Below are 15,494 nucleotides of genomic sequence, written 5' to 3'. Positions count from 1 at the left end.
GCATGCGCATCACGGTCCGTCGCCGAGGGATCGCGTGCGGTGACGCCACGATATCGTCAGATCAGATGTATTCGCTTCGCATGGCGTGACGTTCCCGCCGTGCAAGCCGATTCCCTTCTGCGAGCCTCTTGCGCGGGACTGGTTATGGCCTTCCGATGTCAGATTGTCATCCGTCTCTGCCCGCATATTGGCGATACAGACGGGCTGTCGACCTGCCATATCTGACCGATTTTGATCGGAAGAGAGAAGTCCCAGGTGGGACCCTGTGGTGATCGCCTCCCTCTCCTCCCTGGGGGCTCAGGGGTGGCACCGGGGCGAATCGGTTCGTGCGGATGGGAAAAAAGCGAATGTGCGGGAGCTAATTTCTGCCGCTCCGGAAGAGGTGTCGACGTCCTGCGGGTGCCGTCGACCCCTGGGTGGGGACGCTTTCGCGGCGCCCGTTCGCCCGCCCGGAAGCTTTGCCGAGCGAACCCGCCCGTACGGGACCGGGGGGACCGGACGGGCGCCCTCCGGGTGACGTGGCAGTCAAATCACTCGTGCGTTCGACAGGGTCCCGTGGCGGGTTCGGGGCCGGACGGCCGGGCCCGGGCCGGAGCTTCCGGGGCCCCGCCCTCTTGCCGGGCCAAGCGGCCCCGCCTACCTTACTTAGAAGTAAGTTTACTCTGTGGTAAGGAGGTTGCCTTGGCTGCCTACCGGACGGTCATGGTCGGTACGGACGGTTCGGAGTCGTCGTTCGCGGCGGTCGAGACGGCGGCGCGGCTCGCCGCGGTCTGCGAGGCCGAACTCGTGATCGCCTGCGCGTACCTGCCGATGCGTGGACCCGAACTCGCCCTCGCTCAGGACCAGTTGGGTGCCGAGGCGTACCAGGTGGTGGGTTCCGCGCCCGCCGAGGACACCCTGCGGACCGCCGGGGACCGGGCCCGCGCGCAGGGCGCGGCGAACGTGCGGACGGTCGCCGTGCAGGGCGAACCGGTCGCCGCGCTCGTACGGATCGCCCGGAAGGCCTCGGCCGACCTCCTGGTCGTCGGGAACAGGGGCCTGCGTTCGCTCGCCGGACGCATCCTCGGCTCCGTGCCCGCCGACATCGCCAGGAAATCGGGCCTCGACGTGCTGATCGTGCACACCACGTGAGCGGGGCCCGACCGGACGGGGAGCCGGCGGAGCCGCCCGGTGCCGGCCGGCCGCGGCGGACCGTCGAGGAGGTGCTGCTCGGCGGCGGCCGCGTCTGGACGAGACGGGACATCGCCGAGCGGACCGGTGTGGACCCCGGGCGCACCGTGCGGATCTGGCGCGCGCTCGGGTTCCCGGCGGCGGACGAGGAGGCGCGGGTGTTCACCGACGCCGACGCCGACGCGCTGCGCGCGGGGGAACGGCTCATCGGGACCGGGCTCATCACCGAGGAGAGCGAGACGATGATGGCGCGGGCCCTGGGGCACCATCTGTCCCGGCTCGCCGAATGGCAGATCGACACCCTCTGGGCCTGGATGGCGGGCCACGGCTCCGCGCACCCCGTGGACGAGGAGGAACTGGTCCGCCACGCCGCGACGCTGCTGCCGGAGATGGAACTGCTCCAGAGGCACGTGTGGCGCCGGCACCTCGCGGCGCACGCCGCGAGACTGCTCGCCGGGGCCGGGGAGGGCTCCGGCGGTCCGGGCTCGGGTCCGGGTTCGGGCTCGGGTCCGGAGTCGGGTCCGGGGCCGGGGAAGAACGGCGCGGGAGGCGCGACGGCGGGCGGGGGGACACCGCCCCGCGCGGGCGCCGAAGTCCGCGACCGGGCGGTGGGGTTCACCGACATGGTCGGCTACACGCGGATGACCCGCGGGCTGGACGCCGCCGAACTCGCCCGGGTGATCGACCTGTTCGAGAACCTGACCGGTGACGTGGTCGCCGAGGGCCGGGGCCGGGTGGTGAAGACCATCGGCGACGAGGTCCTCTTCGTGTGCGACTCGGCCTCCGAGGCCGCCGGCATCGCCCTGGAACTCACCGCGCGCGCCGGGGCCGAGCCGGACCTGCCGCGCGTGCGGACCGGACTCGCCCACGGTCCCGTCCTCAGCCGTTTCGGCGACGTCTACGGGGCGGCGGTCAACATCGCGGCCCGGCTCACCGCGGTGGCCCGCCCCGGCACCGTGCTGGTCGACACGGCGTTCGCGGGCGAACTGGCGGGCGCGCCGGCGTACGAACTCAAGGCGCTCCGCCCCGTGTCGGTGCGCGGGTACGAGAGGCTGCGCCCGGTGCTCCTGCGGCCGAACCGGTCCGCCGGGTGACCCCGGGGCGGTGAACGCGGCACCGGACCGCGCGCGACGGCCGGGCGGCCCCCGGCCCCCGGCCCCGGACTCCGGCCCCCGGCCTCGGAATCCGGTCCCGGACCTCGCCCCCCGGCCCCCGGCCCCGGACGCCGACCCCGGACCTCGGCCCCGGCGGAGCCACCGCGTTCCCCGGCCCGCCCCGGCCCTCGTAGGAACCTATGAAGCGTCGGCCCCGTGCCGCCCGTATTTCATGCCTTCGGCGCCTGGCCGGTTCCCGCCGCCCGGCTGTGTACTGCTCGCACGAACCCGGACGGCGGAGAACGAACGGGAGGCCCCGCCGGAGGTGCCGTTCGTACCCGGCCCCCGTGCGGGCGGACGCCGTACTCCTTCCCGGCGGCCCCCGCGTCCTCCCCCCCCCCGCATGCGACAAGGAGCAATCGTGACCGCGACCCCCGCGACCACCGACCAGGACGAGCAGGCATGGATGCGGCGGGCCATCGCCGTCGCCACCGACAGCGCGCGCGGCGGCGGCGGCCCCTTCGGCGCCCTGGTCGTCAAGGACGGCAGGGTCGTCGCGACCGCGCACAACCAGGTCACCGCGACGAACGACCCGTCCGCGCACGCCGAGGTCAACGCCATCCGCGCCGCCTGCAAGGAGCTGAACACCTTCACCCTCGATGGCTGCACCCTGATCACCTCGTGCGAGCCGTGCCCGATGTGCCTGTCCACCGCCCTCTGGGCACGCGTCGACCGGCTGGTGTTCTCCGCCGACCGCGACGACGCCGCGGCGGCCGGCTTCGACGACCGCAAGTTCTACGACCTGTTCGAGAAGAAGCACCAGGAGGCGTGGCCGATGGAGGTCGTCCGCCTGGACATGCCCCAGCGCACCGAGCCGTTCGAGGCGTGGACCGCGAAGTCCGACCGCGTCGAATACTGACGAAAGAATCCGCCCGGATTCCGAAAGGCCGGACCGGGACCCTTGACCCCGGTGTTCCCGGCCATTAATTTGCGGTGGACGTCGATCCCTGATTCCCGGAAGGAGGCGACCGGCAGATGTACACCCTCTCTGACCTCGGTCGCCTCGCCCGCCGCACGGCCTGGGCGCCGGGCCGGATCGCGCACGGCTGCTGAAAGCGCCGTTCCGGCGTGCCCGTTCGCGGCACGTCCCGGTTTTTCCTTCACCACGCCCCGGCACGCCGTCGCCGCGTGCCCCCGCGCGCCCCCTTCTTTCGCGCGGCGCGTCCGGACACAGAAATCTGCCTGAAATTGGTGAACACGATGAATCGACCGATCACGGACCGGAACGAAGGCCCGTCATGGTAGCGGCGCGCATCACGGTCAACGGAAAAGAAACCCCCCTCGCGCCGGCCGCCCCCCACACCACGGCCCTCGACTTCCTGCGCGAGCGCGGCCTCACCGGCACCAAGGAGGGCTGCGCCGAGGGGGAGTGCGGCGCCTGTTCCGTCCTGGTGGCCCGCCCCGGGGTGGACAAGCCCACCGACTGGGTGGCGGTCAACGCCTGCCTGGTCCCGGCCGCGGCGCTCGACGGCCAGGAGGTCGTCACCTCCGAGGGCCTCGCCACCGCCGGCGAACCCGGCACGGCACCCGTCCTGCACCCGGTGCAGGAGGAGATGGCGGTGCGCGGCGGCTCCCAGTGCGGCTACTGCACGCCGGGATTCGTCTGCAGCATGGCCGCCGAGTACTACCGGCCCGACCGCTGCGCGCACGCCCCCGCGGACTCCGACGCGGCCGGCGGCGCCGACGCAGAGCACGGTCCGAACGGCTTCGACCTGCACGCGCTGAGCGGCAACCTGTGCCGCTGCACCGGCTACCGCCCGATCCGCGACGCCGCGTTCGCCGTCGGCACGCCCACCGACGAGGACCCGCTGGCACGGCGCCGCGAGCAGTCCCCGCCCCCGCCCGTCACCACCGAGTACGTCCAGGACGGCAGGTCCTTCCTGCGGAAGGAGACCCTGGCCGAAACGCTCCTGCTGCTGCGCGAGCGTCCCGACGCGGTGGTGGTCGCCGGTTCCACCGACTGGGGCGTGGAGGTCAACATCGGCTCCCGCCGGGCCGATTGCGCCGTCGCCGTCGATCGGCTGCCCGAACTCCGGGAGCTGCGCGTCGAGTCCGACCACATCGAGATCGGCGCGGCACTGACGCTCACCGAGATCGAGCGCCGTCTCGACGGCGACGTCCCGCTGCTCGCGGAGCTGTTCCCGCAGTTCGCGTCCCGGCTCATCCGCAACAGCGCGACCCTCGGCGGAAATCTGGGGACCGGCTCTCCCATCGGTGACAGCCCGCCGGTGCTGCTCGCGCTGGAGGCGTCGCTGGTGCTCGCCGACGCCGACGGCGAGCGGGTGGTCCCGCTGGCCGAGTACTTCACCGGTTACCGGCAGAGCGTGCGCCGTCCGGGCGAGCTGATCCGCGCGGTGCGGATCCCGCTGCCGCTGTCGCCCGTCACGGCCTTTCACAAGATCGCCAAGCGGCGCTTCGACGACATCTCCAGCGTGGCGGTCGCCTTCGCGCTCGACATCGAGGACGGCGTCGTCCGCAAGGCGCGCATCGGCCTGGGCGGCGTGGCCGCCACCCCGATTCGCGCCCTCGCCGCCGAGGCGGCCCTGGAGGGCAGGCCGTGGACGACCGGGACCGTCGAGGCCGCGGCGCAGGTGCTGCGGGCTCAGGGCACCCCGATGAGCGACCACCGCGCCAGCGCCGGCTACCGCACCGCGATGCTCGGCCAGAGCCTGCTGAAGCTGTACGCACAGACCCGTGAGGCGGTGTCGTCATGAGTCGGCTGTCCGAGCGACCCGAGAAGCCCGTCGTCGGCGTGCCGATGCCGCACGAGAGCGCGGCCCTGCACGTCACCGGCACCGCGCTCTACACCGACGACCTGGTCCACCGCACCAAGGACGTGCTGCACGCCTACCCGGTGCAGGTCATGAAGGCCCACGGCCGGATCACCGCGCTGCGCACCGGGCCCGCGCTCGCCGTGCCCGGCGTGGTACGCGTCCTGACCAAGGCCGACGTGCCCGGCGTCAACGACGCCGGAATGAAGCACGACGAGCCGCTCTTCCCCGACGAGGTCATGTTCCACGGCCACGCGGTCGCCTGGGTGCTCGGCGAGACCCTGGAGGCGGCCCGGCTCGGCGCGGCGGCCGTCGAGGTGGACGTCGACGAACTGCCCGCCCTGGTCACCCTCCAGGACGCGATGGAGGCCGACAGCTACCACGGCGCCCGGCCCGTGATGGAGGCCGGCGACGTCGACGCGGGCTTCGCCGACTCGGCGCACGTGTTCACCGGCGAGTTCCAGTTCGCCGGCCAGGAGCACTTCTACCTGGAGACGCACGCGGCGCTCGCCCAGATCGACGAGAACGGGCAGGTGTTCGTCCAGAGCAGCACCCAGCACCCGTCCGAGACCCAGGAGATCGTCGCGCACGTACTGGGGCTGCCCAGTCACGAGGTGACCGTGCAGTGCCTGCGGATGGGCGGCGGCTTCGGAGGCAAGGAGATGCAGCCGCACGGGTTCGCGGCCGTCGCCGCGCTCGGCGCCAAACTCACCGGCCGGCCGGTGCGGTTCCGGCTCAACCGGACCCAGGACCTGACCATGTCCGGCAAGCGCCACGGTTTCCACGCCGCGTGGAGGATCGGCTTCGACGCGGACGGCCGCATCCGGGCCCTGGACGCCACCCTGACCGCGGACGGCGGCTGGAGCCTGGACCTGTCCGAGCCGGTGCTGGCCCGCGCGCTGTGCCACATCGACAACACGTACTGGATCCCCAACGCGCGCGTCGCCGGCCGCATCGCCAGGACCAACACGGTCTCCAACACCGCCTTCCGCGGCTTCGGCGGACCGCAGGGCATGCTGGTGATCGAGGACATCCTGGGCCGCTGCGCGCCACTGCTCGGCCTGGACCCCATGGAGCTGCGCGAGCGCAACTTCTACCGGCCGGGCCAGGGCCAGACGACGCCGTACGGGCAGCCGGTCACGCAGCCCGAGCGGATCTCCGCCGTCTGGGAGCAGGTCAAGGAGAACGCGGGCATCGCCGACCGCGGGCGCGAGATCGCCGCGTTCAACGCCGCGCACCCGCACACCAAGCGGGCGCTCGCGCTCACCGGCATCAAGTTCGGCATCTCGTTCAACCTCACCGCCTTCAACCAGGGCGGCGCGCTGGTGCTGATCTACAAGGACGGCTCCGTCCTGATCAACCACGGCGGCACCGAGATGGGCCAGGGCCTGCACACCAAGATGATGCAGGTGGCCGCAACCGCGCTGGGCATCCCGCTGCACAAGGTGCGCCTGGCACCGACGCGCACCGACAAGGTGCCCAACACCTCGGCGACCGCGGCGAGTTCCGGCGCGGACCTCAACGGCGGCGCGATCAAGAACGCCTGCGAGCAGCTGCGCGAGCGGCTGCTGCGGGTGGCCGCCTCCCAGCTGGGCGCCAACGCCTCGGACGTGCGCATCGTCGAGGGCGTCGCGCGCGCCCTGGGCGGCGACACGGAACTGGCCTGGGACGACCTGGTGCGCACCGCGTACTTCCAGCGGGTCCAGCTCTCGGCGGCCGGCTACTACCGGACGGAGGGGCTGCACTGGGACGCGAAGGCCTTCCGGGGCTCGCCGTTCAAGTACTTCGCCCACGGCGCCGCGGCGGCCGAGGTGGAGGTGGACGGCTTCACCGGCGCCTACCGCATCCGGCGGGTGGACATCGTGCACGACGTCGGCGACAGCCTGTCCCCGCTGATCGACATCGGCCAGGTCGAGGGCGGGTTCGTGCAGGGCGCGGGCTGGCTGACGCTGGAGGACCTGCGCTGGGACACCGGTGACGGCCCGCACCGCGGCCGGCTGCTGACCCGGGCGGCGAGCACGTACAAGCTGCCGAGCTTCTCGGAGATGCCCGAGGAGTTCCACGTCACGCTGCTGGAGAACGCCACCGAGGAGGGCGCGGTGTACGGGTCCAAGGCGGTCGGCGAGCCTCCGCTGATGCTGGCGTTCTCGGTACGGGAGGCGCTGCGGCAGGCCGCCGCCGCGTTCGGGCCGGACGGCACCGGCGTCGAACTGGCCTCGCCCGCGACGCCGGAGGCGGTGTACTGGGCGATCCAGGAGGCCCGCCGGGCCGGCGCCTCCCGCGAGGGGGCCGCCGGCCGCCCCGCGGACGGGCGCGCCGCCGCCGGCGGGACCCGGGCCGGCGCCGAAGCGCTGAACGGTGCCTGACATGACGTGGGTCGCCGCGGTCGCGCGGCTGCGGGCACGCCGGGAGCCCGGCGTACTGGTGACCGTCGCGGCCGTGCGCGGCCACGCCCCGCGCGACGCCGGCGCGAAACTCGTGGTCGGGCGGACCGGGACGTGGGGCTCGGTCGGCGGCGGCAACGTCGAGGCCGTCGCGATCGACCGGGCCCGGGAGATGATCGCGGCGTCCGCGCCGGAGCCGGAACTGATCGACTTCGCCCTGAACGACAAGGTGGTCAACCAGCACGGCGTGCAGTGCTGCGGCGGCACGGTCTCCGTGCTGCTCGAACCCCTGCCGGTGGTGCGGGCGGTGGCGATCTTCGGCCTCGGGCACGTCGGCCTGGAACTGGCCCGCGTCCTGGCGCGCCAGGACCTCGACCTCCATCTGGTCGACAGCCGCCCGGACGTCCTCGCCGGGGAACGGCTCGCCGTGCTCGCGGACGCGGTGGCCCGGGTGCGGGTGCACCACACGCCGCTGTTGCCCGAGGAGGTCCTCGCGGAGCTGCCGGACGGCACCCACGTCCTGATCATGACGCACGACCACGCCGAGGACGCCGCCCTGTGCGACGCCGCCCTGCGCACCCCCGGCCTCGGTTCCGTCGGCCTGATCGGGTCGGCGGCCAAGTGGGCGCGGTTCCGCAAGCGCCTCGCCACCGAGGGCGGCCACGACGAGGCGGTCATCGACCGGATCAAGACCCCGATCGGGCTGCCCGGCATCACCGGCAAGGAACCCGCGACCATCGCCGTGAGCGTCGCGGCCGACCTGCTGCGCGCCTTCGAGGCCGAGGAGGACTGAACCCCCGCCCGGACCGGCGGGACGCCCCCCGCCGGTCCGGGCTCGACGGGACGCCCCGCCGGTCCCGGCCCGCCCGGTTCCGGCCGGGCGGGGCGCCTCCTCCGGCCGGGGGGCCGCGGGGCGGCTCATCCGCGTCCCGGCACGGCGGGGACGCCGGCGGAGCGCCGCATCGTGACCGCGTAGACGGCCGACGCCACGATCATGCCCACGGGCATGGAGAGGTCGATCCCGCCCAGGGCGGTGGCGACCGGCCCGGTGTAGAGGGTGTTCACGCAGAGGGCGGCGGAGGCGACGCCCGCGAGGAGCGCGAGGACGCCGGCCGGGTTGACGCCGCCGGTGTACCAGAACGGGCTGGTGCGGCTCTCGTCGGAGAGGGCGACGCCGTCGTAGCGGTTGCGGCGCAGCGCGATGTCCGTGGCGTAGACGGCCATGGCGGGGCCGAGCAGGACGACGGACAGCTGCAGGACGTTGTTCACGGTGTCCAGGAGGTTCGACATCAGCAGCCCGTACAGGGTCAGGGCGACCGAGGCGAGCCCGTCGACGACCACGCTGTAGGAGCGGCGGATGCGGATGCCGACGGCCTGGATGGCGAGACCGGCGCTGTAGGCGGTCAGGGCGTTGATGGAGATCGTGCCGAGCACCAGGGAGAGGAGGAAGACGGGGACGAACCAGCCGGGCAGCATCCCCTCGAGCGCGGTCTGCGGGTCGCTCATGTCCACCGCGGTCCCGGCGAGCGCTCCGAGGAAGCAGACGAGGGTGCCGGGGACCATCATGCCCAGGGCGGTCCAGCCGGCGATTCCCTTGGCGGAGGCCGTGCGGGGCAGGTAGCGGGAGAAGTCGGAGCTGGTGGTGTACGACAGCGCGCCCGAGGCGACGAGGGTGACCCCGGCGACGAGGGCCGCCCACAGGCCGGTGCCGGTCAGCGGCTCGGCGGGCGCGTACGAGAAGTCGGCGTGCCCGAGGACGCCGTACGCGACGACCGCGAAGGCGGCGGTCAGGACCAGCGTGATCGGGAGGTAGAGCTTCACGATCAGCGCGTGCCCGTAGACGCTGATGACCAGGGTCAGCGCGGCGATGACGACGACGACGGCGACCTTGACGCCCGTGGTCGGCGTGATGCCGGCCCTCCCGGCGAGGGAGAAGGCGGCGACCGAGGCGGCCGACAGGTTGAGGGCGAAGTAGCAGACCGAGATCAGCCAGCCGACGACCGCGTTGTTCACGCGGTTGCCGAGGACGCCGTACATCGCCCGGGTGACCACCTCGCTCGGCACGCCCGCGGCCGGCCCCGAGACGGCGAGGAACCCGGTGAGCAGACAGAAGAGGTTGCCCACGAGGATCACCGCCAGGGCCTGCCACAGCGACAGTCCCATGAGGATCAGGGTGCCGCCGACCAGCAGGCTCAGGTAGTTGACGCCCGCCGCCGCCCAGACGGAGAACAGCTCCCGGGGCCTGCCGTGGCGCTCCGCGTCGGGGATGTGGTCGATGCCGTGGGCCTCGACGCGGCCCGCCCGGTCGGGGGACGGTGCGCCGGGCTCCCGCCGGGCGTCGTGCTGCGGGTCGGGAATCGTGGACGCCATGGGCCCTCCGGTTGGTTCGTCACCCACCAGTGCTTATTGGTCGCACACTTAATAGCGACCCCGGACGGGTCGTCAACCGTTTGGGACAAAAGAATCAGAAGGCTTTACGGCGGCGGACATGCGGAAATCGTCGTCTCGGGCATGGCGGAATGCGCTTTCCTGAGAGTGGCCGGATGTCGCCCCCGGCGCGGAGAACCGCCTGGCGGCGGCCTCCGCCCGGTCAGCCGTCCCCTCCCGGCGCCCGGAGTCCCGTGGACGGCCCTCCGGGCGCGCAGCGGAATCCGAAGCCCCCGGGGCACGGGAACGCGGGCGCCACCGGTGGGACGACGCGTGCGGCCGGGCGGGGAGGGCCCGGCGGAGCCGCGGCGCGGGGCGGGACGCGGCGGTCACCACTCGGGATGGACGTCATGGCTGTCGTACCGGAGACCGGCCTCGGTCACCCAGGGCCTGAAACGGCCGGGGCCCGAGTGGTCGGGGGCGTAGGTGACGGGTTCCCCGGTGTCGTCGGTGACGACGACGGCACCGGCCTTCTGCGCGTAGCGCAGGGCGTGGGTCCAGTGCCGGCCGCGGTGACCGGTGCGGTAGTCGGGTGTCTTGCAGCGGGTCATCGGTTCTCACCGCCGTGAAGCCGCGGTCGCGTACCCGCGTCCGGAGGGCGCGGGCGTCCGACGGGTGCCGAACAGTCCGGAATACCCGCTACGAAGATTTTTGAACGTCCGTTCCCGCGTCTCTGCCGTCGCGCCCGCCGCGTCACCCCCGCGCCGCCCGCCCGGAGGGGCGTACGGTGGGGAAAACCCCGCCGGAACACCGCTTCCCCGCCCCCGGCGCCCCGTCTCGCCCCGCGCCGGAGCCCGGCCCGGACGGAGTGACGGAAGCGGGGTCGGACGGAGCAACGAAAGCGGGCCGACGGCCCCTTCCTCACCGGTCCGGCCGCCACCCCACGGAGGAACGATGCGGTCGAGTGCCACGGTCCTGGTCTACAGCGACGACGCGAACACCCGCGCGCAGGTGCGCCTCGCGGCCGGGAACAGGCCCGCGGCCGACGTCCCCCCGGTCGAGTTCGTGGAGTGCGCCACCCTGCCCGCGCTCCTCGCACGCCTGGACGAGGGCGGCGTCGACGTGTGCGTCCTGGACGGCGAGGCCGCACCCGCCGGCGGCATGGGCGTCTGCCGCCAGATCAAGGACGAGGTCTTCCACTGCCCCCCGGTCCTGCTGCTCATCGGACGCCCCCAGGACGCCTGGCTGGCCACCTGGAGCCGCGCCGACGCCGCCGTCACCCTCCCCGTCGACCCCGTCGACCTCGCGGCCTCCCTCGCCTCCCTGCTCCGCCCGTCCACCCCGGCCGACGGGTAACGGGACGGCCGGCCGCGCGCCCCGCCGCCCGGTCCCGGAGGCGAACGGCCCGTACCGCCCGCATCCGCCCACCCGGTGTCCCCGACGCCGTTCCGCCGGGGCACCGACGGAGGTGGTGACGGGGCCGCCCGGGCGCACGGGACGAGGGACGGGGCGAAGAGCTGCCCGCGCGAACCGCTCGACATCCGGACGGACCTCGTCATCCCGGGCGCCGGCCACGTGTGCGAGGCGCACGAGCGGCCGAGTGGATGCGGGCGCGGACCCACGGCGGGAGGAGCCGCCCCGTCAACAGGTCATGACCGGGCATGACGCGATGCCCGGCCGGGTCCGCCAGTTCCAGGCCGAGGGCGAGCACCCACCACATCGGTTCCGGCCGGGCCCCCGGCGGGGGCGTGGGAAGCCGGCCTTCGAGGTCGGCACGTCCCTCGCGCGGAGGAGGCAGGTATGCGGCACCCCGCCGGATCGCTGCCGTACCAGGGGTGCCAAAGTTCGTCCGCATGTACGGAAAAGTCAAACTCCACCAGCGGACGCGGCGAGTGGCACAGGCTGCCGCGGCCGCCCTCCTGATCCTGGCAGGTGCGACCACGGGCGCGGGAACGGCGCACGCTGACGTGGCGGCGGTCTCGCCGATCGGCTCGGCCGCCTACGCGCAGTACAAACTGACCGCGGAAGCGGACCTCCGCGCCGACGTCAGAACCGGACTCGAACTCAACACCGACCTTTCCCCGGCCGACCTGCGGGATCTGGCGGGTAAGGGTGCGGCCGGCAGGAGCGGTTTGTGCTATCCCGAGCCCTTTCATCCGGGCGTGGGGGCCCGCGGGTACTGCTGGGACGATCCGGGCGACGACAGCGGTACCAGTGGCTGGTACCCCCAGGGCTTCTCCGTTCCCCACGGCAAGGCCGTCACGAGTGACGGCCGGTGGCCCGAGGCCTCGCCCCGCCGCTGGGAAGTCGTCACCATGCACAACAGCGGTTCGCTGCTCAAGTTCAGGTTCGTCGACCGCGCCGGGAGCACGCCGTACTACACGGACGTGCTGCTGGTGAACGTCGACAGGGCCGGAACGATGAAGGCGGTGGGCGGGCACGGCGACAGCGTCGTGTGGTACGGCGACAACCTGATCGTCGGCTCCGGCGGCTCCCTGGCGGTCTACAGCCTCGACAACCTGCAGCGGTCCGGAAACGCGGCGGCGACCTTCGGTTACCAGTACGTGATTCCACGCACCCTCCAGTACCGGACGCCGAAGGCGGCGGGCGCCGGATGTACCCCCCTCACCGGAGTCGAGCCGTGCGTGAACTCCCTGAGCTTCGACCGGGAACACGGCGCCCTGTTGTCCAGTGAGTACAACAGGGCCGCGCCGGGCGGTCGCCTCGTCCTGTGGCCGTTCGACCTGGACACCTGGTTGCCCGCTTCCGCGGACGGCGACGACTTCGGCGACTCGACGCCCATCGGGGCGTGGACTTCGCCGGTCGGAAGCATGCAAGGTGCCGTCTTCACCGGTGGGCACTTCTTCCTGAGCGGCACGTGCCCGACCGGTTACAACAACGGGTACATCGAGAACTCCTGTGTCCACAAGGCCACTCCCGGGGGCGTGCCCGCCGTGCTGACCAGTGTGCCCGACATGACGCAGAACCTGGACTGGGACGCTTCGGCCGGACGCGTGCGGGGAGTGAACGAGGTGCACCGGGCCTCGGAGGCGCAGAACCAGCGGATGGTGTTCGACTTCAGCCCCACCGCCCAGCCGGTCGGTACGTTCCGTCTGAAGAACGTCCACAGCCAGAAATGCCTGGTTCCCTACTCCGCGGGCCTCAACAACAACACCACGGTCGTGCAGTGGGACTGCTCCGGGACGAACGCGCAGGACTGGTACTGGGACGGGTCCTCCATCCGTAACTTCCAGAGCAAGCGGTGTCTCTCCGTGAGAAACGGGAGCGGTTCGGGCAACGCGGTGCTCGAGCAGTTCGACTGCCTCGGTCACGCGACCCAGCAGTGGCGCACCGGGGCCGGCTCCGCGGGCGGCGTGCTGATGGTGAACCAGGGCAGCGGCCTCTGCGCCACGATCGTCGACGGCAGCACCGCGCATGACGCCCACGCCGTGCAGTGGACCTGCAACCCGGCAGGAACCAGCCATGCCTGGATCGGCACCAGCAAGTAACCGGGCACCGGCCGTCCGGGCTCTTCCGGCGAACGGACGAGCCCGGACCTCACGACGCACGGCAACGCGGAGGGCCCGCCGGGAAGCGTCGCCGTGACCGGGGCGTGCGCGAAGCACGTGATGTCGGCCCGGAACCGGCGCGGTGGTACGCGGGGGACCGCCGGTGCGTCAGGTTCCGGCTACGGCGTCCGGCCGGGGCGGGAGCCGCTGGGCCGTGTGTCGAAAGTGATCTTGGGCTGTGAACGATCGTGGTTCATGGGTCGGGGAGATCTCACGGACGAGCAGTGGGCGGTGCTGGGGCCGTGGTTGCCGAAGGGGGGGCAGGGCGGGGCGGCCGCCCGTCTGGCCTCGGCGGCGGTTGACCGACGGCATACGGTTCCGGGTTCGGACCGGTGTTCCGTGGCGGGACGTGCCCGCCGAGTACGGACCGTGGGCCGGGTCTACGACTTGTCCCGCCGGTGGCAGCGGAACGGCACCTGGCGGCGGATCCTCACCCGGCTCCAGTCCCCGGCCGACGCGAAGGGCTCGATCACTTGGGATCTGAGCGTCTGCTCCGCGGTGTGCCGCGCCCATCAGCATGCGGCCGGGGCCCGCAAGCGGGGCGACCTGCAGAAGGAACCACCAGGTGGCGTCTTCACCCAACCCCGTGGTCACGGGTTGGGACGCTCGCGCGGCGCGTTTACCACCAAGCTGCACCTGGCCGTCGAACAGGGGCAGAAGCCCATGTCACTCGTGGTCACGGCCGGGCAGCGCGGGGACCCTCCGCGGTTCGAACCGGTGCTGGAGAAGGTCTGCGTGCCTCGCATTGGGCCCGGCCGGCCACGCATCCGTCCCCATCGGGTGCGTGCTGACAAGGCGTACGCCTCCCGCAGGAACCGCGCCTACCTGCGTCGGCGAGGGATCCGATGCACCATTCCCGAGAAGGCCGACCAGGCGCGCAACCGCCGAAAACTCGGCCCCCGCGGTGGTCGGCCGCCTCATTTCGACCCGGTCGACTACCGCGAGCGCCACGCGGTCGAGTGTGGGACCAACCGCCTCAAGAGACATCGCGCGGTCGCCACGAGATACGACAGGCTTGCCGTTCGCCACGAGGCCGTGGTGCTGGTCGCAGCCATCGGAGAGTGGCTGTGACCAGCACCTTCGCGACACTCGGGCGCCTGACCCTCGCCGGGGACGTTCCACCCTGACCAAGGGGATCTACCCGCAGCGCGGACGGGGCGTCCGCTGGATGACCGCTCGCGCTTGCCGGCTCAGCCGAGGTGCTCGCTGAAGAACTCGGCCAGCTTGGCGACGGCGGGAGTCACGTACTGGTCGCGGTCGTACAGGTCGACGTGGGTGGCGCCCTCGACGAGGAACAGCTCGGCGTTGCCGGGGCTGTCGGCGACGGCCTTCTCGGAGAACCCGCGGGTCACCGCCTCGGTGCCGGCGATCATGAGCAGCGGGCGAGGCGCGATCTTGGCGACGTCGGCGAAGGAGTCGAACTGGTCGAGGAGGTCCGCGCTGCGCACGACCACGTCTCCCGTGGAGCGCGGGTGCCTGCCGCGGGGCGTCTTGTAGTAGTCGATGAACTCGGCGACCGGGGCGGGGGTGTCGGCATCGGCCGTCTCGGGCAGTGCGGGGAACGTCGCCGCGGGCTCGCCGGCGGCTTCGGCGCTGCGGAGGTTTCCGGAGTTCGCCACCATCTGCTGCCAGCCCTCGGGGTCGGCACCGCGGAAGAAGCTGGGAACGTCGGTCCCGGAGACGCCGGCCACGGCCCTCATCCGGTGGTCGGTCTGGGCGGCGTAGGGCGCGTAGGCGCCGGAGCCGCACACGCCCATCACGCCGATGCGGTCGGAGTCGATCTCGGGGCGGGTGGTGAGGTAGGAGACCGCCGCGCGGAAGTCCTCGGCGCGCTGGAAGGGGTCCTCCAGGCCGCGGGGCACGCCCCCGGATTCGCCCTGGAACGCGGCGTCGAAGGTCAGGACGGCGAAGCCTTCCTTGACCAGGCGTGTGGCGTACACCGCCGGGGACTGTTCCTTGACCCCGGTCGTCTGGTGGCCGATGACGATGGCGGCGAGCGGGCCGTCGCTGTCCTCGGGAAGGTAGAGGTGGCCGGCGAGCTGCAGGCCGTTGGTGGGGAACCGGACGTCGGTCCTCATG

The 15,494-nt window shown here is 72.6% G+C and carries 11 protein-coding genes and 1 pseudogene; 9 read left to right on the top strand and 3 right to left on the bottom strand.

The features are described 5' to 3' along the window. Positions 1-681 precede the first annotated feature (681 nt). The 6 genes from ACZ3IL_RS23300 (at position 682) to xdhC (ending at position 8,272) form a co-directional block, all read left to right on the top strand. Positions 682-1,131: a universal stress protein gene (locus ACZ3IL_RS23300; protein WP_467392973.1), complete on the top strand. Its 450-nt coding sequence runs from the start codon at positions 682-684 to the stop codon at positions 1,129-1,131. Continuing rightward, entirely contained in the window at positions 1,128-2,264 is a 1,137-nt protein-coding gene (locus ACZ3IL_RS23295) for an adenylate/guanylate cyclase domain-containing protein (protein ID WP_467392971.1), read from the top strand. Before ACZ3IL_RS23300 ends, ACZ3IL_RS23295 begins: the two co-directional genes overlap by 4 nt. Positions 2,265-2,685: 421 nt before the next feature. After that, positions 2,686-3,183, top strand: a complete 498-nt coding sequence (locus ACZ3IL_RS23290) for a nucleoside deaminase (RefSeq protein WP_467392969.1) — start codon at positions 2,686-2,688, stop codon at positions 3,181-3,183. A gap of 379 nt (positions 3,184-3,562) precedes the next feature. Continuing rightward, the gene (locus ACZ3IL_RS23285) at positions 3,563-5,038 is read left to right on the top strand and encodes a xanthine dehydrogenase small subunit (protein WP_467392967.1); all 1,476 of its coding nucleotides are present in this window, start codon (positions 3,563-3,565) and stop codon (positions 5,036-5,038) included. Continuing rightward, on the top strand, positions 5,035-7,461 hold the full coding sequence (gene xdhB, locus ACZ3IL_RS23280) for a xanthine dehydrogenase molybdopterin binding subunit (RefSeq protein WP_467392965.1): 2,427 nt from the start codon (positions 5,035-5,037) through the stop codon (positions 7,459-7,461). The genes ACZ3IL_RS23285 and xdhB overlap by 4 nt, the downstream gene beginning before the upstream one ends. Before the next feature lies 1 nt (position 7,462). After that, on the top strand, positions 7,463-8,272 hold the full coding sequence (gene xdhC / locus ACZ3IL_RS23275) for a xanthine dehydrogenase accessory protein XdhC (protein ID WP_467392963.1): 810 nt from the start codon (positions 7,463-7,465) through the stop codon (positions 8,270-8,272). 125 nt (positions 8,273-8,397) lie between these two features. Here xdhC and ACZ3IL_RS23270 read toward each other — a convergent pair whose 3' ends face one another. Together ACZ3IL_RS23270 and ACZ3IL_RS23265 are read right to left on the bottom strand one after the other, a co-directional pair. Next, a complete protein-coding gene (locus ACZ3IL_RS23270) occupies positions 8,398-9,849 on the bottom strand; it encodes a purine-cytosine permease family protein (RefSeq protein WP_467392961.1) in 1,452 nt (483 codons plus the stop codon). 386 nt (positions 9,850-10,235) lie between these two features. Continuing rightward, positions 10,236-10,457 carry a hypothetical protein gene (locus ACZ3IL_RS23265; RefSeq protein ID WP_467392959.1) on the bottom strand — a complete coding sequence of 74 codons (222 nt, stop codon included), beginning with the start codon at positions 10,455-10,457 and terminating at the stop codon, positions 10,236-10,238. A gap of 343 nt (positions 10,458-10,800) precedes the next feature. Between ACZ3IL_RS23265 and ACZ3IL_RS23260 the strand changes: the two genes are divergently transcribed. The 3 genes and pseudogenes from ACZ3IL_RS23260 (at position 10,801) to ACZ3IL_RS23250 (ending at position 14,486) form a co-directional block, all read left to right on the top strand. Continuing rightward, a complete protein-coding gene (locus ACZ3IL_RS23260; protein WP_467392957.1) occupies positions 10,801-11,202 on the top strand; it encodes a hypothetical protein in 402 nt (133 codons plus the stop codon). Between the two features lie 536 nt (positions 11,203-11,738). Continuing rightward, positions 11,739-13,355, top strand: coding sequence for an RICIN domain-containing protein (locus tag ACZ3IL_RS23255; protein ID WP_467392955.1), 1,617 nt, complete (start codon positions 11,739-11,741; stop codon positions 13,353-13,355). Positions 13,356-13,610: 255 nt separating this feature from the next. Continuing rightward, positions 13,611-14,486: pseudogene (locus tag ACZ3IL_RS23250) on the top strand (IS5 family transposase). 119 nt (positions 14,487-14,605) lie between these two features. Here ACZ3IL_RS23250 and ACZ3IL_RS23245 read toward each other — a convergent pair. Further along, on the bottom strand, positions 14,606-15,493 hold the full coding sequence (locus ACZ3IL_RS23245) for an alpha/beta hydrolase (protein ID WP_467392953.1): 888 nt from the start codon (positions 15,491-15,493) through the stop codon (positions 14,606-14,608). Position 15,494: the final 1 nt, after the last annotated feature.

Source organism: Streptomyces sp. NPDC014907 (assembly GCF_055562975.1).
This window is presented reverse-complemented; position numbering and strand designations above follow the sequence as displayed.

Coding starts and splice junctions, on each gene's coding strand:
- ACZ3IL_RS23285 (WP_467392967.1), top strand. CDS start 3,563: ATGGTAGCGGCGCGCATCACGGTCAACGGAAAAGAAACCCCCCTCGCG.
- xdhB (WP_467392965.1), top strand. CDS start 5,035: ATGAGTCGGCTGTCCGAGCGACCCGAGAAGCCCGTCGTCGGCGTGCCG.
- xdhC (WP_467392963.1), top strand. CDS start 7,463: ATGACGTGGGTCGCCGCGGTCGCGCGGCTGCGGGCACGCCGGGAGCCC.
- ACZ3IL_RS23270 (WP_467392961.1), bottom strand. CDS start 9,849: ATGGCGTCCACGATTCCCGACCCGCAGCACGACGCCCGGCGGGAGCCC.
- ACZ3IL_RS23265 (WP_467392959.1), bottom strand. CDS start 10,457: ATGACCCGCTGCAAGACACCCGACTACCGCACCGGTCACCGCGGCCGG.
- ACZ3IL_RS23260 (WP_467392957.1), top strand. CDS start 10,801: ATGCGGTCGAGTGCCACGGTCCTGGTCTACAGCGACGACGCGAACACC.
- ACZ3IL_RS23245 (WP_467392953.1), bottom strand. CDS start 15,493: ATGAGGACCGACGTCCGGTTCCCCACCAACGGCCTGCAGCTCGCCGGC.